The sequence below is a fragment of the Phenylobacterium sp. genome, assembly GCF_035569475.1.
GTDB lineage: Bacteria > Pseudomonadota > Alphaproteobacteria > Caulobacterales > Caulobacteraceae > Phenylobacterium.
Window position 1 is genome coordinate 25,276 of record NZ_DATMNA010000076.1, and the last position, 19,876, is coordinate 45,151.

Genomic DNA, 19,876 nt, shown 5'->3' on the forward strand with positions numbered 1-19,876 from the left:
CGAACGCCGGTCGGGGGCGAGGCCTTGCTCCAGGGCCGCGGCCCGCTAGCATCGGCGCGAAGCCGGCGGCCGGGTCTCTTGGGGAGTTTGGAATGGTTCTGGGACCCGGCGAGGTTCAACTGCCCTGCGCGGACCTCGCGCCCGCCCTGGCGTTCTTCACCGGCGAGCTGGGGTTCCGGGTGGAGACCATCTTCCCCGCCGACGATCCGCAGGTGGCGGTGATCTCCGGCCACGGCCTGCGGCTGCGGCTCGCGCCCGGCGAGGGCGATCCGGGCGTGATCCGGCTGGCCGCCGATCCGCGGCCGGAGCCGCCCATACTGACCGCGCCCAACGGCACGCGGATCGAGTTCGTCGATCCCGACCCGCCGGTCGAGGTCCCGCCGCCGGCGCCCGAGTTCGTGCTGACCCGCCGGGCCGACAGTCCCGGCGCCGGCGAGGGCCGCGCGGGCATGCTCTACCGCGACCTGATCCCGGGCCGGCTGGGCGGGCGGTTCATCGCCTCGCACATCGCCATCCCCGACGGCGGGCCGGTGGCCGACTGGGTGCATTTCCACAAGGTCCGCTTCCAGATGATCTTCTGCCGGCGCGGCTGGGCGAGGCTGGTCTACGAGGATCAGGGGCCGCCGTTCCTGATGCAGGCCGGCGACTGCGTGCTGCAGCCGCCGCGCATCCGCCACCGGGTGCTGGAAAGCTCGCCCGGCTTCGAGGTGGTGGAGATCGGCTGCCCGGCCTTGCACGAGACCCTGGCCGACCACCAGATGGAGCTGCCGACGGCGGCGCTCCGGCCCGATCGGGACTTTGGGGGCCAGACCTTCCTGCACAGCGTGGCCGCCGAAACGCCCTGGACGCCGCTGGGCGCGACCGGTTTCGAGGCGCGGGAAAGCGGCATGGCGGATGCGACGAGGGGCCTGGCCGACGTGCGGGTGATCCGGCCCGCCGGCGCGCCCGGGTTCGTGGCGCCGCCGCACGACGCGGAGTTCTTCTTCGGCTTCGTGCTGGAGGGCTCCGTGACCCTGAACCGCGCCGGCGCCCACCCGCTCGGCTCCGCCGACGCCTTCGTCATTCCCGCGGGCGAGGCGTGGGGGTTGAGCAAAGCGTCGGAGGATCTGGAATTGCTGGAGGTCGTGCTGCCCGCCGGCGCTTCGGCCGCCTGACTTTCCTCTTGTCGCTCATCCCGCTTTCGCGGAGGGGAGCGGAATGGGGGTGGAGATCAGGGCGTGAAGCGCCGCTTCTGCGGGCCGCCGGCCAGGGGCAGTTTGCTTTCGTCGACGATCTGGCCGCCCTTCATCACGAAGGCGATCTTCTTGACGTTCTCGATGTCGGCGGTGGGATCGGCGTTGAGCAGCAGCAGGTCGGCGAACTTGCCGGGCTCGATGGAGCCCAACGTATCGGCCTTGCCCAACAGGACCGCGCCGTTGTGAGTGGCGATGGTGAGCACGTCGAAGGGCTTGATGCCGGCCTGGACCAGCAGCTCCAGCTCACGTTGCAGGGCAGGCCCGCTCGACTGGTCCGTGCCCGCCGCGACGACGCCGCCGGCGGCCCAGACCTTGCGAATATTCTCCTCGGCGACCGGGGTCATCAGCTTCATCCAGGCGGTCCACATGCGGGCCTGGTATTCGGCCCGGACCTTGGTCTTCAGGGTCTGGCGATCGGCGGGGCTGAAGGTCGCCGCATAGAGCGGCTGGTCGAGAAATTCCGGGTGTTCGGCCAGGCGGCTGTAGTTCTCGCCGATGGTCAGCGTGCTGGCGAAGGGCGTCTTCTTGGCCGCCATCAGCTTGACGAAGCTGTCGCTGACCGGGCCCTGGATCACCGGGTGGGCGAGGCTGTCGGTCCCGGCGAAGATCGCTTCCTCGGCGCGCAGCTCCGACGACACGTGGATCGTCGTGCGGATGCCGTGCAGGTTGTAGTAGCGGATGATGTCCCGGAGCAGCGGTTCCGGCATCAGCGTGATCATCGGCCGTGCGCCCCAGCCTTCTTCCTCCAGGGTCAGCTTGACGACGTCGGGCTGCTGCTCGGCGATGTGCCTGTCGAGCTTGTCCTTGTCCTTCTCGAAGTCCTGGACGTTCACCGCCATGCCCGTGCCGTGGCTACCCGGATAGGTGATCAGGTTGCCGGTGGCGAAGATGCGTGGCGAGGCGATCCTGCCCGCCCGCTCGGCGGCGCGGAGCGGCAGGATGTTTTCGGTCTGGTTGCCCGCGTCGTAGATGGTGGTGACGCCGGAGTAGAGATAGCCGGCCAGGGCCTGGGTCCGGGTCTCCGCCGTGTCGGTCTGCTGGTCGACGCCCCCGTGCAGGTGGATGTGGACGTCCATCAGGCCCGGCATCAGGTATTTGCCGTGGGCGTCGATCATATGGCCCTTGGGCGACTTCGCGAGCGCGCTGGGCGTGACCGCGGCGATCCTGCCGCCGTCGACGGTCACCGTCATGTCGGGCTGCGGCGCGTGGCCGGTCCCGTCGATGAGGGTGACGTGCTCGATCGCCCAGGCCTCGGCCCGCGCGCTGAGGGGCGCGAACGCCACGGCCACGCAGGCCGCCAGAAGCGCTGCTCGTTTCATGATGCTGATCCCCGATACTGTGGCCGCGACCTGCGGCCATCCCCGAGCGGCACCTTAGCGGCCCTGCGACGTCAGGCCAGCAGTTCCCGGTGCGCCGTCAGGCCCTCGACCAGGGCGCCTATGTCGGAGACATCGTTATAGGCGTGGAACATCGCCCGCACGTTGCCGTCACGCCACGAGGCGATCACCCCGCGTTCGGCCAGCCGCTCGGTGAGCGCCGCCGCGTCGGTCGAGCGGATCGCCACCTGCGGCCCGCGGCGGGCGTCCTCGCGCGGGGTGGCGAGCTTGCAGCCGGCCTCGGCCAGCCGGTCCATGGCCTCGCCAGTCAGGTCGCGGATGCGGGCCTCGATGGCCGCCACGCCGACCGCCTGGATCAGCCCGACGCCCGCCTCGGCGGCGTAGCAGTTCATCACCGGCGGGGTGCCGGCCTGGAAGCGCGCGGCCGTGGGCGAGGGGTCGTTGGCGAAGATGTCCATGGCGTTGGTGTCGGCCTGGGCGAACCAGCCGCCGACGGTGGGGACCATCTCGGCGATCCGGCGGCGGTCCGCGTAGAGGAAGCCGATCCCCGCGGTCCCCAGCAGGTACTTCAGCATCCCGCCCACCGCGAAGTCGACGCCCAGCGCCTTTACATCGACCTCCAGGGCGCCCACCGACTGGAAGCAGTCCAGCAGCACCAGCACGCCGCGCTCGTGGGCGATCCTGGCCACGCCCGCCACGTCCAGCCGCTGGCCGTTGCGGTAGCAGACGTGGGTGACCTGCACGAGCTTCGTCCGCTCGTCGATGGCCCGCTCGAAGTGAGCCAGCGGGATGCCGCCGTCCGGGCCTTCCGGCACATGCTCCACGACAGCGCCGCGCCGTTCCTGGGCGTGCCAGATCTGCGCCCCCGTGGGGAACTCGAAGTTGGACACCACCACCTTGTTGCGGGCCCCTGAGACGTCGAGCGCGCTGGCCAGGGCATTGATGCCCGCCGAGGCCGAGGCCGTCACCGCGATCTCGTCGGCGCCGGCGTTCAGCAGGGCCGCCATGCCGTCGCGCACCGCCTCGGCCCTGGCCACCCAGCCACCCCAGTCGGCGCCCTTCTCCAGCCGGTCTTCCATATAGCGCCGGATCGCCGCCTCGACCGGCGCGCCCAGCAGGCCATAGGAGCCGCTGGCCAGATAGGCCTTGTGTCGAAGGGTCGGGAACAGCGCGCGGAAGGCCGCCCAATCGGCGCTCACGCCGCGGCGCCCGCTCTTGTGCGCGTCTGGAATCCTGCGTTCATGAGGCGGGGACTGTCCGGGGGGCTGACTGTTGGGCGACGAAGACGCGATCATCGAGCGCGAGGCGGGACTGAGCAAGGGCCTGACTCGCGCCCAGATCACCATGATCGGCCTGGGCGGCGCCATCGGCACGGGCCTGTTCATGGGCTCCGGCATCGCCATCGGCTACGCCGGGCCCGCCGTCGTCGTCAGCTACGCCATCGCCGCCTTCATCGCCGTGGTCATCGTGCTCAGCCTCTCGGAGATGGCGGTGATGCACCCGGCGGCGGGCTCGTTCGGGGTCTACGCCGAGACCTACCTCAGCCCGTGGATCGGCTTTCTCGTGCGCTACACCTACTGGTTCGCCCAGGTGATCGCCATCGGGGGCGAGGCGGTGGCGGCCGGGACCTACATGGGCTTCTGGTTTCCCGGCGTGCCGGTCTGGGTCTGGGCCATCGCCTTCGCCGTCGGCATCGTGTTCATCAATTCCCGCTCGGTGAAGAACTTCGGGACCTTCGAGTACTGGTTCGCGACCATCAAGGTGACCGCCATCCTGCTGTTCATCGTCCTGGGCGGGGCGGCGATCCTCGGCGTCGGCCAGGCGGCGGTGGGTTTCCACAACCTCACCGGCCTGCCGGGCGGCTTCGCCCCGCATGGGCTCAAGGGGATCTGGATGGGGGTGATCATGGGGATCTTCTCGTTCACCGGCATCGAGCTGATCGCGGTGACCTCCGCCGAGACCCCGGACCCGAAGGCGGCGATCCCGGCGGCCCTGCGCTCCATGGCGCTGAGGCTCGGCCTCTTCTACCTGCTCGCGCTCACCATCGTGGTCAGCTTCATCCCCTGGACCGACACCGGCGCGAAGATCGTCGAGCAGAGCCCGTTCGTCCGGGTTTTCGCCCACACCGGTGTGCCCTACGCGGCAGGGGTGATGAACTTCGTGGTGCTGACCGCGGCGCTCTCCAGCATGAACGCCAACACCTATCTCGCCGGGCGGATGCTGTTCTCGCTCTCGCGAGGCGACTATGCGCCCAGGCGCCTGGGCCGGCTCAGCGCCGCCGGGGCGCCGACCGCGGCCATCGTGGTCTCCGGCGCGGCGATCCTGGCGGCGGCCGCGCTGTCGAGGTTCACGCCGCTGGCCTACAACGACCTCTTTGGCGTCGCGACGTTCGGGGCGATCTTCACCTGGATGACCATCCTGTTCAGCCACCTGGCCTTTCGCCGCCGGAACAGGGCCGAGGACCTGCCGGTGCGGATGCCGTTCTTCCCGTGGATGCAGATCGCGGGCCTTGTCCTGCTGGCCGCCATCCTGATCACCATGGGGCTCGACACCGAGTTCTGGAACATCTCCTGGATCGTCGGCGCGCCCTGGCTGGTCCTGCTTTCCCTGGCCTATGTCCTCCTGCGGCGAGGCCACCGCGTCCAGCCAGCCTGAGGCGACCATGGAGAAGGACTTCGTCCAGTCGCTGACCCGGGGCCTCGCGGTCATCGAGGCCATGAACCGCAGCCGGGTGAGCTCGCTCTCGACCCTGCATTCGATCACCGGCCTGCCGAAGTCGTCCCTGGTGCGCCTTCTGGAGACCCTGATCGAGGCGGGCTACGTGGTGCGGGTCTCGCGGCGCGAGGGCTATTGCCTCACCGACGCGGTGCTGCGCCTGTCCTCGGGGGTGCGCCACCGCGACCTGGTGGTCGACGTCGCGCGGCCGCTGATGGAGGCCTTCACGCGCCGCCACAAGTGGCAGGTGTCGCTGGCCACCAGCGAGACGGACAGCATGCTGGTCCGCTTCTCGACCCGCCACATCAGCCCGTTCGCCCGGGAGGAGAACTTCCTGAACCGGCGGGTCGGCATGCTGCAGAGCGCGGTCGGCCGCGCCTATTTCGCCTGGTGCTCGGACGACGAGCGCAGCTTCGTGCTGAACGTCCTGCGCGCCGCCGGCGACGCGCTCGCCCTGCCGGAGCGGCGCGTGGAGCTGGACGCCCTGCTGGCGCGGGTGCGGACCGACGGCTACGCCACGACCGAGCGGCCGCGCACCAACCCGACGCGCAGCTTCGCGGTGCCGGTGATGGAGCCGGGCCAGGACGGGCCGTTGGGCGCGCTGGCCTTCTTCTACTACCGCTCGACCATGACCGAGGCGCAGGCGACGCGCCGCTACCTGCCGCTGGTCTCGGCCCTCGCCGACGAGATTTCCGCCGGCCTCGAGGCGGCTCGCGCGCGCACCGAGCCCGCCGGTCCCTAGAGCCGGGACAGGATCTAGGCCAAGCCGTAGGGCTGCTCGTCCGGCTTCCAGTCGTTGATCATGCCGACCATGGGGCGGCCGCCGACATCGGCGCGCACCACGCGGCCGTACCAGCGCCGGCCGAAGATCGGCACCTCGTAGCGCTGCACCGTCTCGGCCGAACCCTCCACCCGCCGGCCGTCCTTCAGCACGGCGACGAAGCGGCGGGTGGGCGCCCATTTCTCGATCCGGAACGCGGCGAGCGGCGTGTCGACCCCATCGGCGTCCAGGTCGCCATAGCCCCGCGCGGGGCTCAGGAGCCCGATCAGGCCAGCGTCGGCGCTCCACAGCATGGCGTAGGTGAAGGGGGCGGTGAACCGCGGGTTGGTCTGGGTCTGCTCGTGGGCCTTGCCGACCCCGGAGAGCCGCACCGTCCTGCCGCCCGCGCGCACGGTGGCCTCGACCCGGCCGGTGCGCTCGAAGCGCCCGGCGGGCGAGCCCGCGTGCAGCGGGCCGGGATGGAACACGCCCTCCACCTTGACCGGGCTGCGGCCCGGGCCGTCGGTCCCGCTCGCGCCGCGGTGGGCCATCAGTTCGGCGCTGAACGACATGGCCTTCAGCTCCGCCGACGGGCCGAGCCGCGAGATGCTCACCTTCAGCCCGGGGCAAGGATAGATCGCCGTCGGCTGCTCGGCGGTGGTGTGCTCGGGCGAGCAGGGCACGGCGCTGTCGGTGAATGCGTAGAGCTCCCCGTCCACCAGCAGGTGCAGCCAGACCCAGGTCGCGCCGCGGTCCGGATAGCGCGAGATGCGCAGCGACAGGCCGTTCCTCAGCTCGGGGTCGAAGTAGAGGACCATCGCCGACTCGCTCCAGGTCGGCTGGCCCTCGACCACCCCGCGCGCGCCGGCGGTCCGCGCCGAGGTTGCCGCGAGCCCGAGCAGGCCCGCGGTGGCGAGGCGTCTGTCGATCATCATTCTGCGTCTCCCTTGGCGGCCGCGAGGCCGCCGGCGATGAAGCGGGCGAAACGGCGGGCCTGGGCGGGCGCGGGCTCCGGCGCGTCGGCGATCTTGTCCCCCAGGCGCGACAGGGCGCCGATGCACAGGGTGGCGAGCGTCTGGGCCGCGCCGGGCGCGACGCCGTGGGCCTGGGCCAGGATGGCGGCCAGGTCCCGCGTCCGCCGGTCCAGCCGTTTGCGCCAGGCCTGGAAGACCACCGGATCGCCATCGGCGACCGCCAGCAGCTTGCGGATCCGGTAGCGGTCGGAGGCCATGGCGACCAGATAGTGCTCGACCCGCTCGACGACCGAGGCTTCGAAGTCCGGACCGCCGCGGAAGATGGCGTCGAGATCGGTGTCGATCTCCGCCCAGCGGCGCTCCAGCACCGTCAGCAGAGCCTCGCTGGCGTTGGCGAAATGGCGATAGACCACCGGCTTGGCGACGCCCGCGACGTCGGCGATCCGCTGCATGGTGACCGACGCCAGGCCCTCGCCGAGCGCCAGCTTCTCCACCACGTCGAGCAACTGCACGGCCCGCGCCGGATGGGCCATGCGCGCGCCGCGCGGAGGGGCCTGGAGGGTCGTCTGCATGGCGCGCCTTGGCTCCCGAGGACTTGCTACGTTACGTAACAAAAGGCCACCTGCCAAGCCGTCCGAAGCGTCCGCCCACGAACGACCGTCACCGCTGTTTCCAACCCGCAATCAAAGAGTGGCGTTGTGCTGACGCTTAGGGCTCGACTCGCGCCAGCGGCGAGCTAGGGTCGCCGCATCCTGCGGGGCCGGCTGTATCGGAACCCGCGTGTCGGATGGGGGATCTGCATGAAATCGGCGTTGTTCGCGGGCGTGGCCCTGGCCCTGGCGTGGCAGAGCGCGGGGGTTGCCCAGACGCAGCACATCACCACGCCCAAGCAGGCGTTCAACGGCTCCGAGCCGGGCGACGACTACTTCCTGGCCAACTACGACCAGACCACCGCCTACTGGAAGAAGCTGGCCGCCGAGAGCGACCGCATGAAGCTGGTCAGCCTCGGCAAGAGCGTCGAAGGCCGCGAGATCTGGATGGCCGTCGTCTCCTCGCCGCAGAACCTGAAGAACCTCGACCACCTTCGCGAGATCTCCCAGAAGCTGGCGCTGGCCAAGGGCCTGAGCGATGAGCAGGCCCACGCCCTGGCGCGCGAGGGCAAGGCCATGGTCTGGATCGACGGCGGCCTGCACGCCAGCGAGGTCTCGTCCGCCCAGTCGCAGATCCAGATCGTCTACGAGATGCTGTCGAAGAACGACCCGGAGACCCTGCGTCTGCTGAACGACGACGTCACCCTGTTCGTCCTGCCCAACCCGGACGGCCAGCAGCTTGTCGCCGACTGGTACATGCGAAAGGCCGACCCGAAGGCGCGCAGCCTCGCCGACCTGCCGGTGATCTACCAGCGCTACGTCGGGCACGACAACAACCGCGAATACTACATGTCGAACCAGCCCGAGACGACGGCGATCAACCGAGCGATGTTCAAGGACTGGTTCCCGCAGATCGTCTACAACGAGCACCAGACCGGCCCGCTGGGCGCAGTGGTCTTCGTGCCGCCGTTCCGCAATCCGTCGAACTACCACTTCGACCCGCTGGTGCTCAGCGAGCTGGACGGGGTCTCGGCGGCCATGCACGGCCGGCTGATCGCCGAGGACAAGCCGGGCTCGGCGGAGCGGTCGGGCGCGCCCTATTCGACCTGGTTCAACGGGGGCCTGAGGACCACCGGCTATTTCCACAACGTGGTGGGCATCCTGACCGAGATCATCGGCAGCCCGACCCCGATGCAACTGCCGTTCGTGCCGTCCAAGCAGCTCTCCAACCAGGACGAGCTCTATCCCGTGGCGCCGCAGACCTGGCACTTCCGCCAGACCGTCGAGTACGTGAAGACCATGAACCGGGCGGTGATGGACTATGCGTCCAAGAACCGCGAGGACGTGCTCTACAACCGCTACCTGATGGGCAAGAACTCCATCAAGCGGGGCAGCCAGGACAACTGGACCGTGACGCCCAAGCGGGTGGCCGCAGTGGTCGAGGCGGCCAAGGCCGCCGGGCCCGCGCCGCGCGCCCGGGGCGGCGACGGCCTGGCCGGCAACGGCGACCAGAGCACGGTGGTGGACGCCAAGCTCTACGACACCGTCCTGCACGATCCGGCCGAGCGCGATCCGCGCGGCTACATCCTGACCCCCGACCAGCCGGACATGCCTACGACGATCAAGTTCCTGAACGCGCTGATCAAGTCGGGCGTGGTGGTGGACAAGGCCACGGCGCCCTTCACCGTCAAGGGCAAGACCTATCCGGCCGGCAGCTATGTGGTGCTCTGCGACCAGGCCTACCGGCCGCACGTGCTCGACATGTTCGAGCCGCAGGACCACCCGCAGGACTTCGAGTACCCGGGCGGCCCGCCGATCAAGCCCTACGACATCACCGGCTATAACCTGAGCTACCAGATGGGGGTGAAGTACGACCGCATCCTCGACGGCTTCTCAGGCCCCTTCCAGCCGATCACCGAGGTCATGGCGCCGCCGCCGGGCAGGATCGTGGGCTCCGGCGGCGCGGGCTGGATCCTGGACCACAGGACCAACAACAGCTTCACCCTCACCAACCGGCTGCAGAAGGCCAAGGTCCCGGTCTATTGGGTCAAGGACGCCGTCACCGCCGACGGCCAGTCGTTCGGGCCGGGCTCGGTCTGGGTTCCGGCCACCGGCGCGGCCAAGGCCATCGTCGGCAAGAGCGTCGCCGACCTGGGCATCAACGCCTACGCCATGAGCTCGGCGCCCAAGGGCGAGAAGATCGCGCTCAAGACCCCGCGCATCGGCATCGTCGACAGCTACGGCGGCCTGATCACCTCCGGCTGGATGCAGTGGGTCGTGGAGCAGTTCGAGTTCCCCTACACCCTGGTCTATGCGCCCGAGCTGGACGCCGGGAACCTCAACGCCAAGTACGACGTGCTGCTGTTTGTCGACGGGGCCATTCCGGGCGGCGACAGCCGCTACGGCGGCGGTGGCGGCGGGCGCGGCCTGCCCACGGCCGAAGAGGTGCCCGAGCAGTATCGCAAGATGCTGGGCCGGGTGACGGCGGAAAAGACCCTGCCGCAGGTCCAGGCCTTCATCGACAAGGGCGGCACGGCGGTGGCGCTCGGCAGTTCGACCCGGCTTGGCGAATATCTGAAGCTGACCGAGAACGGCCTGGCCGCGCCCGGCAAGGACGGCAAGCTCGCGCCCCTGCCGTCGACCAAGTTCTACATCCCCGGCTCCATCCTCTCGGCCAAGGTCGACAACAAGGAGCCGCTCGGCTTCGGCTTCGCCGACAAGGTCGACGTCTTCTTCGATAGCAGCCCGGTGTTCAAGATCACCGCCCCGGACAAGGCCCGGCAGGTGTCCTGGTTCGAGGGCGCCGACCCGCTGCTCAGCGGCTGGGCCTGGGGCCAGAAGGCGCTGGACGGGACGGTGGGCGTGGTCGACGCCAACTACGGGAAGGGCAAACTCTTCCTGCTCGGGCCGGAAGTCGCCATGCGCGGCCAGTCCTACGGCACCTTCAAGTTCGTCTTCAACGCCCTGGAATACGGCCCGGCGGCGGCCGGCAAGGCGCCCGCCGGGGCGCACGGCGACTGACCATGGCGGACAGCGCGTCCGCACCCGGCCGGTCCGACCCGACCCTCGGGCGGTCGATCGCGATCGCGGGCGCGCTGTTCTTCGTCACGGGCTTCGTGACCTGGCTGAACGGTCCGCTGATCAGCTTCGTGCGGCTGGCCTTCGATCTGGACGAGGTGAACTCGTTCCTGATCCTGATGGTCTTCTACCTGTCCTATTTCGTCCTGGCCCTGCCGGCGTCCTGGATCCTGCGGGGCACCGGCCTGAAGAAGGGCCTGGCGTTGGCCCTGACGGTGATGGCGGCCGGGGCCGGCGCCTTCGGGGAGTTCGCCACCCGGCGCTGGTATCCCGGCGCGCTCGCCGGCCTCTTCACCATCGGCGGCGGCCTGGCGCTGCTGCAGACGGCGATCAATCCCTACGTCAGCATCCTGGGCCCCATCGAGGGGGCCGCGCGGCGCATCGCCCTGATGGGCATCTGCAACAAGCTCGCCGGCATCGCCGCGCCCCTGGTGATCGGCGCCCTGGTGCTGCACGGGATCGGCGACCTGGCGGACGCCCTCAAGGGGCTGAGCGGGCCGGCGCGCGAGGCGCTGCTCGACCGCTTCGCGGCCAAGATCCATCTGCCCTACCTGGCCATGGCCGCCATTTTACTTGCCGCCGCTGTCGGGGTGCTGAAATCGCCGCTGCCGGAGCTGAAGGCCTCGGAGGCCAACGCTTCGGCGCACGACGCCGGCGGGCCCGCGCCCAGCATCTTCCGCTATCCGCACCTGTGGCTGGGGGTGCTCTGCCTCTTCGTCTATGTGGGCGTCGAGGTCATGGCCGGCGACGCCATCGGCGCCTATGGCCGCGGCTTCGGACTGCCGCTCGACCAGACCAAGTTCTTCACCGCCTTCACGCTCGCGGCCATGCTGCTGGGCTATCTGTCGGGCCTGCTGCTGACGCCGAAGGTCGTCTCGCAGGAGACCTATCTGCGCGGCTCGGCCCTGCTGGGCGTGGCGCTGGCGGCGGGCGCCTTCGCGACCCATGGCTATGCCTCTGTGGCCTGCGTCGCGGCGCTGGGCTTCGCCAACGCCATGATGTGGCCGGCGATCTTCCCGCTGGCGATCCGCGGCCTGGGCCGGGCGACCGAGACCGGATCGGCGCTGCTGGTGATGGGCATCGCCGGCGGGGCGATCATCCCCCAGGCCTTCGCGGTCCTGAAGCAGCACTTCGATTTCCAGGCGGTGTTCCTGGCCCTGATGGCGCCCTGCTACCTCTACATCTTCTTCTACGCCTGGCGCGGCCATCGGACAGGCCGGCTCATCGCGACGCCGGCCGTCTTGGCGGCGGGCGCGGGCGGGCCTTAGACCACCAGGATCCAGTCGGCTTCGGTGAGTTCGACCTCGTCGAGGTTCTGGCCCGGTCCGGCGCGGTCGATGACCAGGAAGTCGCTCTCCGCCTCCAGCGGCAGCAGGAAGTGGTGCCAGACGCCCTTGCGGTAGTTCACCCCCTGGTGCGGGCCGGCGCGGAAGACGCGGACCGCGGCGGGGTCGAAGTCGCCCGCCGGCGCCGCCGCCGCCAGGAACGGACGGCCCTGCAGCGGCGTGAAGCTCTGGCTGCCCAGCGGATGGCGCTCGAAGATCTTCAGCACCGGAGGCGCCAGGGGCCGGGCGCGGAACAGGCTGACGACCGCGCGGCCGCCCTGGTCGCCGACGTCGATCGCGGCCAGGTCGTTGAAGCGGGTCGTATAGCCATAGTTGATCGCGACCTGCTCGGCTCGATCGGAGGCCTCGATGACGTCCCCGAAGGGCGCGAAGGCTTCGGCGGTCAGCGGTTCGGGGGTGAGATTACGCATCCGAATACCTCCAGATCGCCATCCTCCGGTCAGCCGCAGGCTGATCCGGGGGACTCAAGCCGACTCGCGAAATCGCGACCTCAGCCTGGGTCCCCCGGATCGCCTCTTCGGGCGACCGGAGGATGACGAGGCTGGTGGATGGGTTCACGATCCCACCTTCGCGCCGGCCTTGATCCAGGCGCCCAGGCTGGCGCGCTCGGCGTCGGTCATGTGGGTCTCGTTGTTGAGCGGCATGGAATGGGTGGCGACGGCGCGCGCGTAGACCTTGGCGGCGTTTTTGGTCAGGCCGTCGTCGGTGGCGAGGATCACCCCGTTGGGCGGGGCGCTGACCCCCTTGTGGGTTGGCGAGGCCGCGTGGCAGGCGACGCAATGCCGGTCCACCAGGGCGCGCACCTCGGCGAAGGGCGGTACGGGAACGGTGGCGGGCGGCGGCGGCCTGGCGGTCTCGTTGAGCACCGCGACGGTGACGAAGGCGAGCGCGCCCAGCAGCAGGACGTCGTAGCGGACCTGGCCGGCGTTCCTGAGGTTGAAGAAGTGGCGGATGGTCCAGCCGACCACGCCCAGGCCCGCCAGCCACAGCCAGTTCAGGGGCGCCGAGACGATCATCGGATAGTGGTTGCTGATCATGATCAGCAGCACCGGCAGGGTCATGTAGTTGTTGTGGATGGACCGCTGCTTGGCCTGCTTGCCGAGGCTGGGGTCCGGCGTCTCGCCAGCCAGGACCTGGGCCACGACCTTCCGCTGATTGGGGATGATGACCAGGAAGACGTTGCCGGCCATCACCGTGCCGACGATGGCGCCCAGGTGCATCACCGCGCCCAGGTCGGAGAAGATGCGGGTCAAGCCCCAGGCCGCCACCGTGAGGATCAGGAACCAGGCCACGCCGAAGGCCCGCAGGTTGGCCCCCAGGGGCGAGCGGCAGAGGCCGTCGTAGACCAGCCATCCCACCGCCAGCGAACCCACGCCCACGCCGATCGCCTGCCAGCGGGTCAGGGCGAGCCGGGAGGCGTCGATCAGGTTCACGTCGGCGCCGACGTAGAAGATCAGCGCCAGCAGCAGGACGCCGGAGATCCAGGTTGTGTAGGCCTCCCACTTGAACCAGTGCAGCTCGTCCGGCAGGCCCTCGGGCGCGACCATGAACTTCATCTGGCGGTAGAAGCCGCCCGAATGGACGCTCCAGAGTTCGCCGGCGACGCCTTTTGGCGGGTTGGTCGGCGGCTTCAGGTGGCTGTCCAGCCACATGAAATAGAACGACGAGCCGATCCAGGCGATGCCGGCCGTCAGGTGCAGCCAGCGGATCGCCAGGTTCGCCCAGGCCCCCCATTCGAACGTCATCTGGCGAACCTCACGCCGCCGGGTCCCGCGTCAGTTGCAAGAGCTCCGCGGCCAGGGCCACGGCGATCACCGCCGGCGCCTTGCCCGGCAGGCCGGGGATGCCGATCGGGCAGGTGAGGCGCGCGAGGTCCGCCTCGGTGAAGCCGTCTGCCTTCAGCCGGTTCTCGAACCGGACGCGCTTGGTGCGCGAGCCGATCAGGCCGAGGTAGCGGAAGTCGCCCCTTGCCAGCACGGCCCTGGTCAGCCGGTAGTCCAGGTCGTGGCTGTGGGTGAAGATGGCGAAGAGCGTCCCGGCCGGCGCGGCCTCGATACAGGCCTCCAGCTCGTCCTCGCCGAGGATCTCGGCGTGGGTCCCCCCGGCCTCTGGGCGCAGGTCCTCGCGGCTGGCCAGCCAGGCCAGGTCGAAGGGCAAGGGCGCGAAGGCCCGCGCCACCGCCTGGCCCACGTGGCCGGCGCCGAAGATCGCCAGCCTGGGCCTGGCGGGCCGCATCAGCTCCGACAGGCGGCGGACCTCAGGGATCGGGGTGCGTGGGCTGTTGTCGGCGGGGTCCTCGCCGGCGGCGGGCTGCACGGAGCGACGCAGGTGGGAGCTCTCGATGTCGGCCTGCAGGCGGAAGGGCGTTCGGGCCTGGCGAGCGCGCTCGGCCTCGGCCAGCCAGCGGCGGCTGTCGCCGTCGATCCGTTCCACCAGCAGGCGCACGCGGCCGCCGCAGCACTGGCCCAGCATTGGGCCCAGCGGATAGTCCTGCAGGGCGTGGCGGCGCGCGTCCTGGGCCAGCAGCCTGCGCGCCTGGTCCAGCGCCTGGCGCTCCAGCGAGCCGCCGCCGATGGTGCCGGTGAAGCGGTCCGGCCAGATCAGCATCCGCGCCCCGATCTCCCGCGGCGTGGAGCCCTGGGCGCCGACCACGGTGGCCATGGCCAGCGCCTCGCCGCGGCTCACCGCCTCCAGGGCCTCGGCGATCCACTCACTCATGGGCGGCTCTCCGGCGCACGTCCTCGACCGCCGTCAGGATACGCTCAGGCGTGGCCGGGGCGTCGAGCCTGGGCAGGATCTTGTGGTCGGCGGCGCTGGCGACGGCGTCGGTGAGCGCGCTGAACACCGAGATCGCCAGCATCAGCGGCGGCTCGCCCACGGCCTTGGAGCGGTGGATGGTGGCCTCGCGGTTTTCGCCCCGGCTCCAGATCGACAGGTTGAAGGCGTCGGGCCGGTCGCCGGCAGCGGGGATCTTGTAGGTGGACGGGGCATGGGTGCGGAGCGCGCCGGTCCCGTCGAACACCAGCTCCTCCGTGGTCAGCCAGCCCATCCCCTGGATGAAGCCGCCCTCGATCTGGCCTGCGTCGACCGCCGGGTTCAGCGAACGGCCGCAGTCGTGCAGGATGTCGACGCGGGTGACCCTGTTCTCGCCGGTCAGGGTGTCGACGACGACCTCCGAACAGGCCGCGCCATAGGCGAAGTAGTAGAAGGGCCGCCCCTGGTGGCGCGCCCGGTCGTAGTGGATCTCCGGGGTTCGATAGTAGCCGGTGGCCGAGAGCGAGACGCGGCTGAAGTAGGCGCGGCGGACCAGTTCGGTGAAGCTCAGGGTCGTGGCGCCGGCCTGGACGCCGTCGGAGCCGAAGATGACGGCCTCAGGCGGGCACCGGAATTCCTCGGCGGCGAAGGCGACCAGCCGCGCCTTGATCGTCTCGCACGCCGCTTGCGCGGCCATGCCGTTGAGGTCGCTGCCGGAGGATGCGGCTGTGGCCGAGCTGTTGGGCACTTTGTCGGTCCGGGTGGCGCTGATCTTCACCGTCTCCAGCGGGACCTGGAACTCGTGGGCGACCACCTGGGCGACCTTGATGTTCAGTCCCTGGCCCATCTCGGTCCCACCGTGGTTCAGGTGGATCGAGCCGTCGGTGTAGACGTGCACCAGGGCGCCCGCCTGGTTCAGATGGTTGGCGGTGAAGGAGATGCCGAACTTCACCGGCGTCAGCGCCAGGCCGCGCTTGAGGATGACGTTCCGCGCGTTCCAGGCGGCGACCGCCTCGCGCCGCGCGCGGTAGGCGCAGTCCTCCGCCAGCTCGGTCATGATCTCGAAGGCCACGGCGTCGGTGACGGTCTGGCCGTAGGGCGTCTGATCGCCGGCCACGCCGTAGAGGTTGGCCAGGCGCACATCCAGCGGGTCCTTGCCGAGGCGCCAGGCGATGGCGTCCATGGCGCGTTCGACGCCCATCATCCCCTGCGGCCCGCCGAAGCCGCGGAAGGCGGTGTCGGAGACAGTGTTGGTGCGCAGGCGGTGGCTGACGATCTCGGCGGCCTGCAGGGCGTAGGCGTTGTCGCAATGGAACATCGCCCGGTCGTTGATGGCGATGGACAGGTCGGCGGAGTGGCCGCAGCGGGAGGCCAGTTCGAAGGCCGCGCCGCGCAGCCTGCCGTCGGCGTTGAAGCCCACCTGCCAGTCGACGGCGAAGGCGTGGCGCTTGCCGGTCATCACCATGTCGTCGTCGCGGTCGAGGCGGATCTTGGCCGGGCGGCCGGTCTTCCGGACGGCCAGGGCCGCGAGCGCCGCGTAGTGGATAGACTGGGTTTCCTTGCCGCCGAAGCCGCCGCCCATGCGCCGCACCTCGACCACCACGGCGTTGTCGCGCAGGCCGAGGCACCGGGCGATCAGGTGCTGGGTCTCGGTCGGATTCTGGGTCGAGGACCAGACGTGCAGGTCGCCGTCCTCGCCGGGCATGACCAGGGCGACCTGGCCTTCCAGGTAGAAGTGGTCCTGGCCGCCGGTGGCCAGGGTCCCGGAAAGCGCGTGCGGCGCCGCGGCGATGGCGGCGCGGGCGTCGCCCAGCCGCATGGCCTGGCTGTCCTCGATCAGGGCGTTGGCCGCCCGGGCCGCCTCGATGGTGAGCAGCGGCGGCAGGTCCTCGTACTCGACCACGGCCAGGGCGGCGGCGGCGCGGGCCTTGGGCAGGCTCTCGGCGGCGACGGCGAACAGCGGCTGGCCCACGAAGCGCACGACGCCTTCGGGCAACAGCGGCTCGTCGTTCACCACCGGGCCGATCTCGTTCCTGCCGGGCACGTCGGCGGCGGTCAGCACGCAGGCGACGCCCGGCGCGGCGGCGACGGCGGAGAGGTCGAGCCGCATGATCCGCGCGTGGGCCCGCGCGCTCTGGCCGACGAAGAGGTGCAGCAGGCCCACCGGCTCGGGCAGGTCGTCGATGTAGAGCGCCTCGCCGGAGACGTGCTTTTCGGCGCTGTCGTGGGCGATGGCGCTGTGGACGGCGGAAAGCGTGCGAAGGGCGTCTCCGGCGTCAGCCATGGGCCACCGCCTCGGCTTCGAGGACGCGGAGCGGCGCGCCGGGGCCGCTCTCCAGCCAGGCGCGGATCAGCAGGTTGCCTGCCGCCTGCAGGCGATAGGCGGCCGAGGCGCGCAGGTCGTCGATGGGCTGGAAGTCCTCGGCCAGGGCCTCGGCGGCGGCGCGGACGGCGGCTTCGCTCCAGGGCTGGCCGGTGAGCGCGGCCTCGCAGGCCGCCGCGCGCCTGGGCGTCGTGGCCATGCCGCCGAAGGCGATGCGGGCCTCGGTGACGCGGCCGGCCTCGACGCTGATCGAGACGCCGGCGCAGACGGCGGAGATGTCCTGGTCGAAGCGCTTGGAAAGCTTGTAGGCGCGGAACACCCGGGCCGCCGGGATGCGCGGCACGACCACCGCCTCGACGAACTCGCCCGGGCGCCGGTCCTGTTTCCCGTAGGCCAGGAAATAGGCCTCCAGCGGCAGCGTCCGCCTTTCCTCGCCGCGGCGCAGCACCAGGGTCGCGCCGGCCGCGATCAGGGCCGGGGGCATGTCGCCGATCGGCGAGCCGTTGGCGATGTTGCCGCAGATAGTGCCCAGGTTGCGGACCTGCAGGCCGCCCAGCCGGCGCAGCAGGTCGCCGAATTCCGGATGGAGGTCGGCCAGGGCGGCATGGGCGTCGGCGTACCTCACGCCCGCGCCGACGCGGATGGCGTCCGCCTGGTCGTCGATGCGCCGGAGCTCTTCCGCCTCGTTCAGGGAGATGACCACGGCCAGGTCCCGGTGCTGCTTGGTCACCCACAGGCCGACGTCGGTGCCGCCGGCGAGGATCACGGCGTCGGGGTTCCGTTCGACCGCGGCGGCGAAGTCCGCGGCCGTGCGGGGGGCCAGGAAGCGGCGGCCCCGGTGCTCGACCTCCAGGCTTTCGGCCCGCCGCAGGCCCAGGAGAGCCGCCGCCAGCGCCCCGGTCTCTGCCGCTTCCGGATCGCCGCCCATGGCCTGGCCCGCGGCGAGGATCGGGCCGTAGCCGGTGCAGCGGCAGAGGTTGCCGGCCAGCGCATCCTTCAGGGTGGCGCTGTCGGTGGCGGCGCCGGAACGCTGGTGGGCGTAGAGGCTCATGACGAAGCCCGGGGTGCAGAAGCCGCACTGCGAGGCGTGACAGGCGACCACGGCCTGCTGCACGGGATGCAAGGCGCCGTCCGGCCGCTTCAGGCTCTCGACGGTGAAGAGGGCGCGGCCGTCCAGCATGGGGGCGAACAGAAGGCAGGCATTGACCGCCCGGAAGGCGACCTTGCCGTCCGCCAGTTCGCCCAGCACGACCGTGCAGGCGCCGCAATCGCCCTCGGCGCAGCCTTCCTTGGAGCCGGTGCGGCGCAGGTCGTAGCGCAGCAGGTTGAGCACGGTCAGCGTCGGGTCAGCGTCCGCCAGTTCCCGAACCTCGCCGTCCAGCAGGAATCGGATCGGGCGGCCCATGGTCAGCTACCGCGATAGGTGGAATAGCCGAACGGGCTGACCAGCAGGGGCACGTGATAGGGCTGGACCGGCTCGGCGATCCCGAACTCGAGGGCGACGGTGTCCAGGAAGGCCGGATCGGGCAGGGCGACTCCGAGCGCCCGGAAGTAGGGGCCGACGTCGAACTCCAGCCGATAGGCGCCGGCCGTCAGGGCCTCGCCGGCCAGGAGGGGCGCGTCGCACCGGCCGTCGGAATTGGTCCGCGTGCTGACCAGAACCTGACCGCCCCGCAGCAGGCGCACGGCCATGCCGGCGGCGGGCCTGCCGTTCGCCGTGTCCAGCACGTGGGTGGTGAGACCGCTCATTTGCCTTCCGGGACCGCCAGCCGCCCAGAGTCGGTCCAACCCCATGCAATTGCAACTCTTTGGCCTAGTATGCGGTCCGACATGAGTGACGACGACTATCCACGCGATCTCGTCGGCTACGGCCGCGGGCCGCCGCACGCCCACTGGCCTGGCGGGGCGCGGATCGCCGTGCAACTGGTGCTGAACTACGAGGAGGGCGCGGAGATGAGCGTCCTGCACGGGGACGCCTCGTCCGAAACCTTCCTCTCCGACCTGATCAACCCCGCGCCCGTGTTCGGCGCGCGGCATATGAGCATGGAACAGATCTACGAGTACGGCAGCCGCGCCGGGGTGTGGCGGCTCTTGCAACTGTTCGCCCGCCGCCATGTGCCGGTGACGGTGTTCGGGGTGGCGATGGCCCTGGAGCGCAATCCCGCCGTGGTCGAGGCCTTCCTGGAGGCGGGCCACGAGATCGCCTCGCACGGCTGGCGCTGGATCAACTACCAGGACGTGCCCGAGGCGGTGGAACGCGAGCACATGGCCCGCGCCATCGAGGTCCACACCCGGCTGACCGGCGACCCGCCGCTGGGCTGGTACACGGGGCGGACCAGCCCCAACACCCGCCGGCTGGCGGCGGAGGCGGGTGGCTTCCTCTACGACGCCGACGACTATTCCGACGACCTCCCGTTCTGGACGCAGGTCGCGGGGCGGCCGCATCTGATCGTGCCCTACACCCTGGAGGCCAACGACATGCGCTTCTCCGGCGGCGGCCTGGTCACCGGCGACGATTTCTTCGCCTACCTGAAGGACGCCTTCGACGTGCTCTATGCCGAGGGCGAGACATCGCCGAAGATGATGTCGGTGGGCCTGCACGGCCGCCTGGCCGGACGGCCGGGCAAGATGGCCGGGCTGGAGCGGTTCATCGCCTACGCCCAGGGCCACAAGGACGTCTGGTTCTGCCGCCGCGTCGACATCGCGCGCCACTGGCGCGAGCGGCATCCCCATGAAGGATGAGGCGTCCCCAACCCCCGTCATC

At 70.5% G+C, this 19,876-nt stretch carries 16 protein-coding genes; 6 read left to right on the plus strand and 10 right to left on the minus strand.

The window, feature by feature from the left end:
* Nucleotides 1–92: 92 nt before the first annotated feature.
* On the plus strand, nt 93–1,154 hold the full coding sequence (locus VNW53_RS11435) for a hypothetical protein (protein ID WP_325555785.1): 1,062 nt from the start codon (nt 93–95) through the stop codon (nt 1,152–1,154).
* A 56-nt stretch (nt 1,155–1,210) separates the two neighbouring features.
* Here the strand turns inward: VNW53_RS11435 and VNW53_RS11440 are convergent, their stop codons facing one another.
* Together VNW53_RS11440 and VNW53_RS11445 are read right to left on the minus strand one after the other, a co-directional pair.
* Entirely contained in the window at nt 1,211–2,554 is a 1,344-nt protein-coding gene (locus VNW53_RS11440) for an amidohydrolase family protein (RefSeq protein WP_325555786.1), read from the minus strand.
* A gap of 71 nt (nt 2,555–2,625) precedes the next feature.
* Complete coding sequence (locus VNW53_RS11445) at nt 2,626–3,771, minus strand: aminotransferase class V-fold PLP-dependent enzyme (protein ID WP_325555787.1); 1,146 nt, start codon at nt 3,769–3,771, stop codon at nt 2,626–2,628.
* A 73-nt stretch (nt 3,772–3,844) separates the two neighbouring features.
* On the opposite strand from VNW53_RS11445, the gene VNW53_RS11450 reads away from it, so the two are divergent.
* Both VNW53_RS11450 and VNW53_RS11455 read left to right on the plus strand, forming a co-directional pair.
* Nucleotides 3,845–5,227, plus strand: a complete 1,383-nt coding sequence (locus tag VNW53_RS11450; protein WP_325555788.1) for an amino acid permease — start codon at nt 3,845–3,847, stop codon at nt 5,225–5,227.
* A 7-nt stretch (nt 5,228–5,234) separates the two neighbouring features.
* Nucleotides 5,235–6,029: a helix-turn-helix domain-containing protein gene (locus VNW53_RS11455; protein ID WP_325555789.1), complete on the plus strand. Its 795-nt coding sequence runs from the start codon at nt 5,235–5,237 to the stop codon at nt 6,027–6,029.
* A gap of 14 nt (nt 6,030–6,043) precedes the next feature.
* Here VNW53_RS11455 and VNW53_RS11460 read toward each other — a convergent pair whose 3' ends face one another.
* Together VNW53_RS11460 and VNW53_RS11465 are read right to left on the minus strand one after the other, a co-directional pair.
* A complete protein-coding gene (locus VNW53_RS11460) occupies nt 6,044–6,982 on the minus strand; it encodes a hypothetical protein (protein WP_325555790.1) in 939 nt (312 codons plus the stop codon).
* On the minus strand, nt 6,979–7,593 hold the full coding sequence (locus VNW53_RS11465; RefSeq protein WP_325555791.1) for a TetR/AcrR family transcriptional regulator: 615 nt from the start codon (nt 7,591–7,593) through the stop codon (nt 6,979–6,981). Before VNW53_RS11465 ends, VNW53_RS11460 begins: the two co-directional genes overlap by 4 nt.
* A gap of 228 nt (nt 7,594–7,821) precedes the next feature.
* Here VNW53_RS11465 and VNW53_RS11470 point away from each other — a divergent pair, with 228 nt between their 5' ends.
* Both VNW53_RS11470 and VNW53_RS11475 read left to right on the plus strand, forming a co-directional pair.
* Nucleotides 7,822–10,632, plus strand: coding sequence for a M14 metallopeptidase family protein (locus tag VNW53_RS11470; protein ID WP_325555792.1), 2,811 nt, complete (start codon nt 7,822–7,824; stop codon nt 10,630–10,632).
* Nucleotides 10,633–10,634: 2 nt separating this feature from the next.
* Complete coding sequence (locus VNW53_RS11475; RefSeq protein WP_325555793.1) at nt 10,635–11,957, plus strand: sugar MFS transporter; 1,323 nt, start codon at nt 10,635–10,637, stop codon at nt 11,955–11,957.
* Here the strand turns inward: VNW53_RS11475 and VNW53_RS11480 are convergent.
* From VNW53_RS11480 to uraH, 6 genes are all read right to left on the minus strand, one after another.
* Complete coding sequence (locus VNW53_RS11480; protein ID WP_325555794.1) at nt 11,954–12,445, minus strand: ureidoglycolate lyase; 492 nt, start codon at nt 12,443–12,445, stop codon at nt 11,954–11,956. The genes VNW53_RS11475 and VNW53_RS11480 overlap by 4 nt on opposite strands.
* Before the next feature lie 144 nt (nt 12,446–12,589).
* On the minus strand, nt 12,590–13,780 hold the full coding sequence (locus VNW53_RS11485; RefSeq protein WP_325555795.1) for a urate hydroxylase PuuD: 1,191 nt from the start codon (nt 13,778–13,780) through the stop codon (nt 12,590–12,592).
* A 10-nt stretch (nt 13,781–13,790) separates the two neighbouring features.
* Entirely contained in the window at nt 13,791–14,753 is a 963-nt protein-coding gene (gene xdhC, locus VNW53_RS11490) for a xanthine dehydrogenase accessory protein XdhC (protein WP_325555796.1), read from the minus strand.
* On the minus strand, nt 14,746–17,073 hold the full coding sequence (gene xdhB / locus VNW53_RS11495) for a xanthine dehydrogenase molybdopterin binding subunit (protein ID WP_325555797.1): 2,328 nt from the start codon (nt 17,071–17,073) through the stop codon (nt 14,746–14,748). The genes xdhC and xdhB overlap by 8 nt, the downstream gene beginning before the upstream one ends.
* Entirely contained in the window at nt 17,066–18,517 is a 1,452-nt protein-coding gene (gene xdhA, locus VNW53_RS11500; RefSeq protein WP_325555798.1) for a xanthine dehydrogenase small subunit, read from the minus strand. Before xdhA ends, xdhB begins: the two co-directional genes overlap by 8 nt.
* A gap of 2 nt (nt 18,518–18,519) precedes the next feature.
* A complete protein-coding gene (gene uraH / locus VNW53_RS11505; protein WP_325555799.1) occupies nt 18,520–18,861 on the minus strand; it encodes a hydroxyisourate hydrolase in 342 nt (113 codons plus the stop codon).
* 81 nt (nt 18,862–18,942) lie between these two features.
* On the opposite strand from uraH, the gene puuE reads away from it, so the two are divergent.
* Nucleotides 18,943–19,854, plus strand: coding sequence for an allantoinase PuuE (puuE, locus tag VNW53_RS11510; RefSeq protein WP_325555800.1), 912 nt, complete (start codon nt 18,943–18,945; stop codon nt 19,852–19,854).
* Nucleotides 19,855–19,876 lie beyond the last annotated feature (22 nt).

What these genes read in the sequence shown, in the direction of transcription:
- VNW53_RS11440 (WP_325555786.1), bottom strand. Translation starts at nt 2,554, where the DNA reads ATGAAACGAGCAGCGCTTCTGGCGGCCTGCGTGGCCGTGGCGTTCGCG.
- VNW53_RS11455 (WP_325555789.1), top strand. Translation starts at nt 5,235, where the DNA reads ATGGAGAAGGACTTCGTCCAGTCGCTGACCCGGGGCCTCGCGGTCATC.
- xdhA (WP_325555798.1), bottom strand. Translation starts at nt 18,517, where the DNA reads ATGGGCCGCCCGATCCGATTCCTGCTGGACGGCGAGGTTCGGGAACTG.
- VNW53_RS11470 (WP_325555792.1), top strand. Translation starts at nt 7,822, where the DNA reads ATGAAATCGGCGTTGTTCGCGGGCGTGGCCCTGGCCCTGGCGTGGCAG.
- xdhB (WP_325555797.1), bottom strand. Translation starts at nt 17,073, where the DNA reads ATGGCTGACGCCGGAGACGCCCTTCGCACGCTTTCCGCCGTCCACAGC.
- uraH (WP_325555799.1), bottom strand. Translation starts at nt 18,861, where the DNA reads ATGAGCGGTCTCACCACCCACGTGCTGGACACGGCGAACGGCAGGCCC.
- VNW53_RS11465 (WP_325555791.1), bottom strand. Translation starts at nt 7,593, where the DNA reads ATGCAGACGACCCTCCAGGCCCCTCCGCGCGGCGCGCGCATGGCCCAT.
- VNW53_RS11460 (WP_325555790.1), bottom strand. Translation starts at nt 6,982, where the DNA reads ATGATGATCGACAGACGCCTCGCCACCGCGGGCCTGCTCGGGCTCGCG.
- puuE (WP_325555800.1), top strand. Translation starts at nt 18,943, where the DNA reads ATGAGTGACGACGACTATCCACGCGATCTCGTCGGCTACGGCCGCGGG.
- VNW53_RS11485 (WP_325555795.1), bottom strand. Translation starts at nt 13,780, where the DNA reads ATGACGTTCGAATGGGGGGCCTGGGCGAACCTGGCGATCCGCTGGCTG.
- VNW53_RS11480 (WP_325555794.1), bottom strand. Translation starts at nt 12,445, where the DNA reads ATGCGTAATCTCACCCCCGAACCGCTGACCGCCGAAGCCTTCGCGCCC.
- VNW53_RS11475 (WP_325555793.1), top strand. Translation starts at nt 10,635, where the DNA reads ATGGCGGACAGCGCGTCCGCACCCGGCCGGTCCGACCCGACCCTCGGG.
- xdhC (WP_325555796.1), bottom strand. Translation starts at nt 14,753, where the DNA reads ATGAGTGAGTGGATCGCCGAGGCCCTGGAGGCGGTGAGCCGCGGCGAG.
- VNW53_RS11435 (WP_325555785.1), top strand. Translation starts at nt 93, where the DNA reads ATGGTTCTGGGACCCGGCGAGGTTCAACTGCCCTGCGCGGACCTCGCG.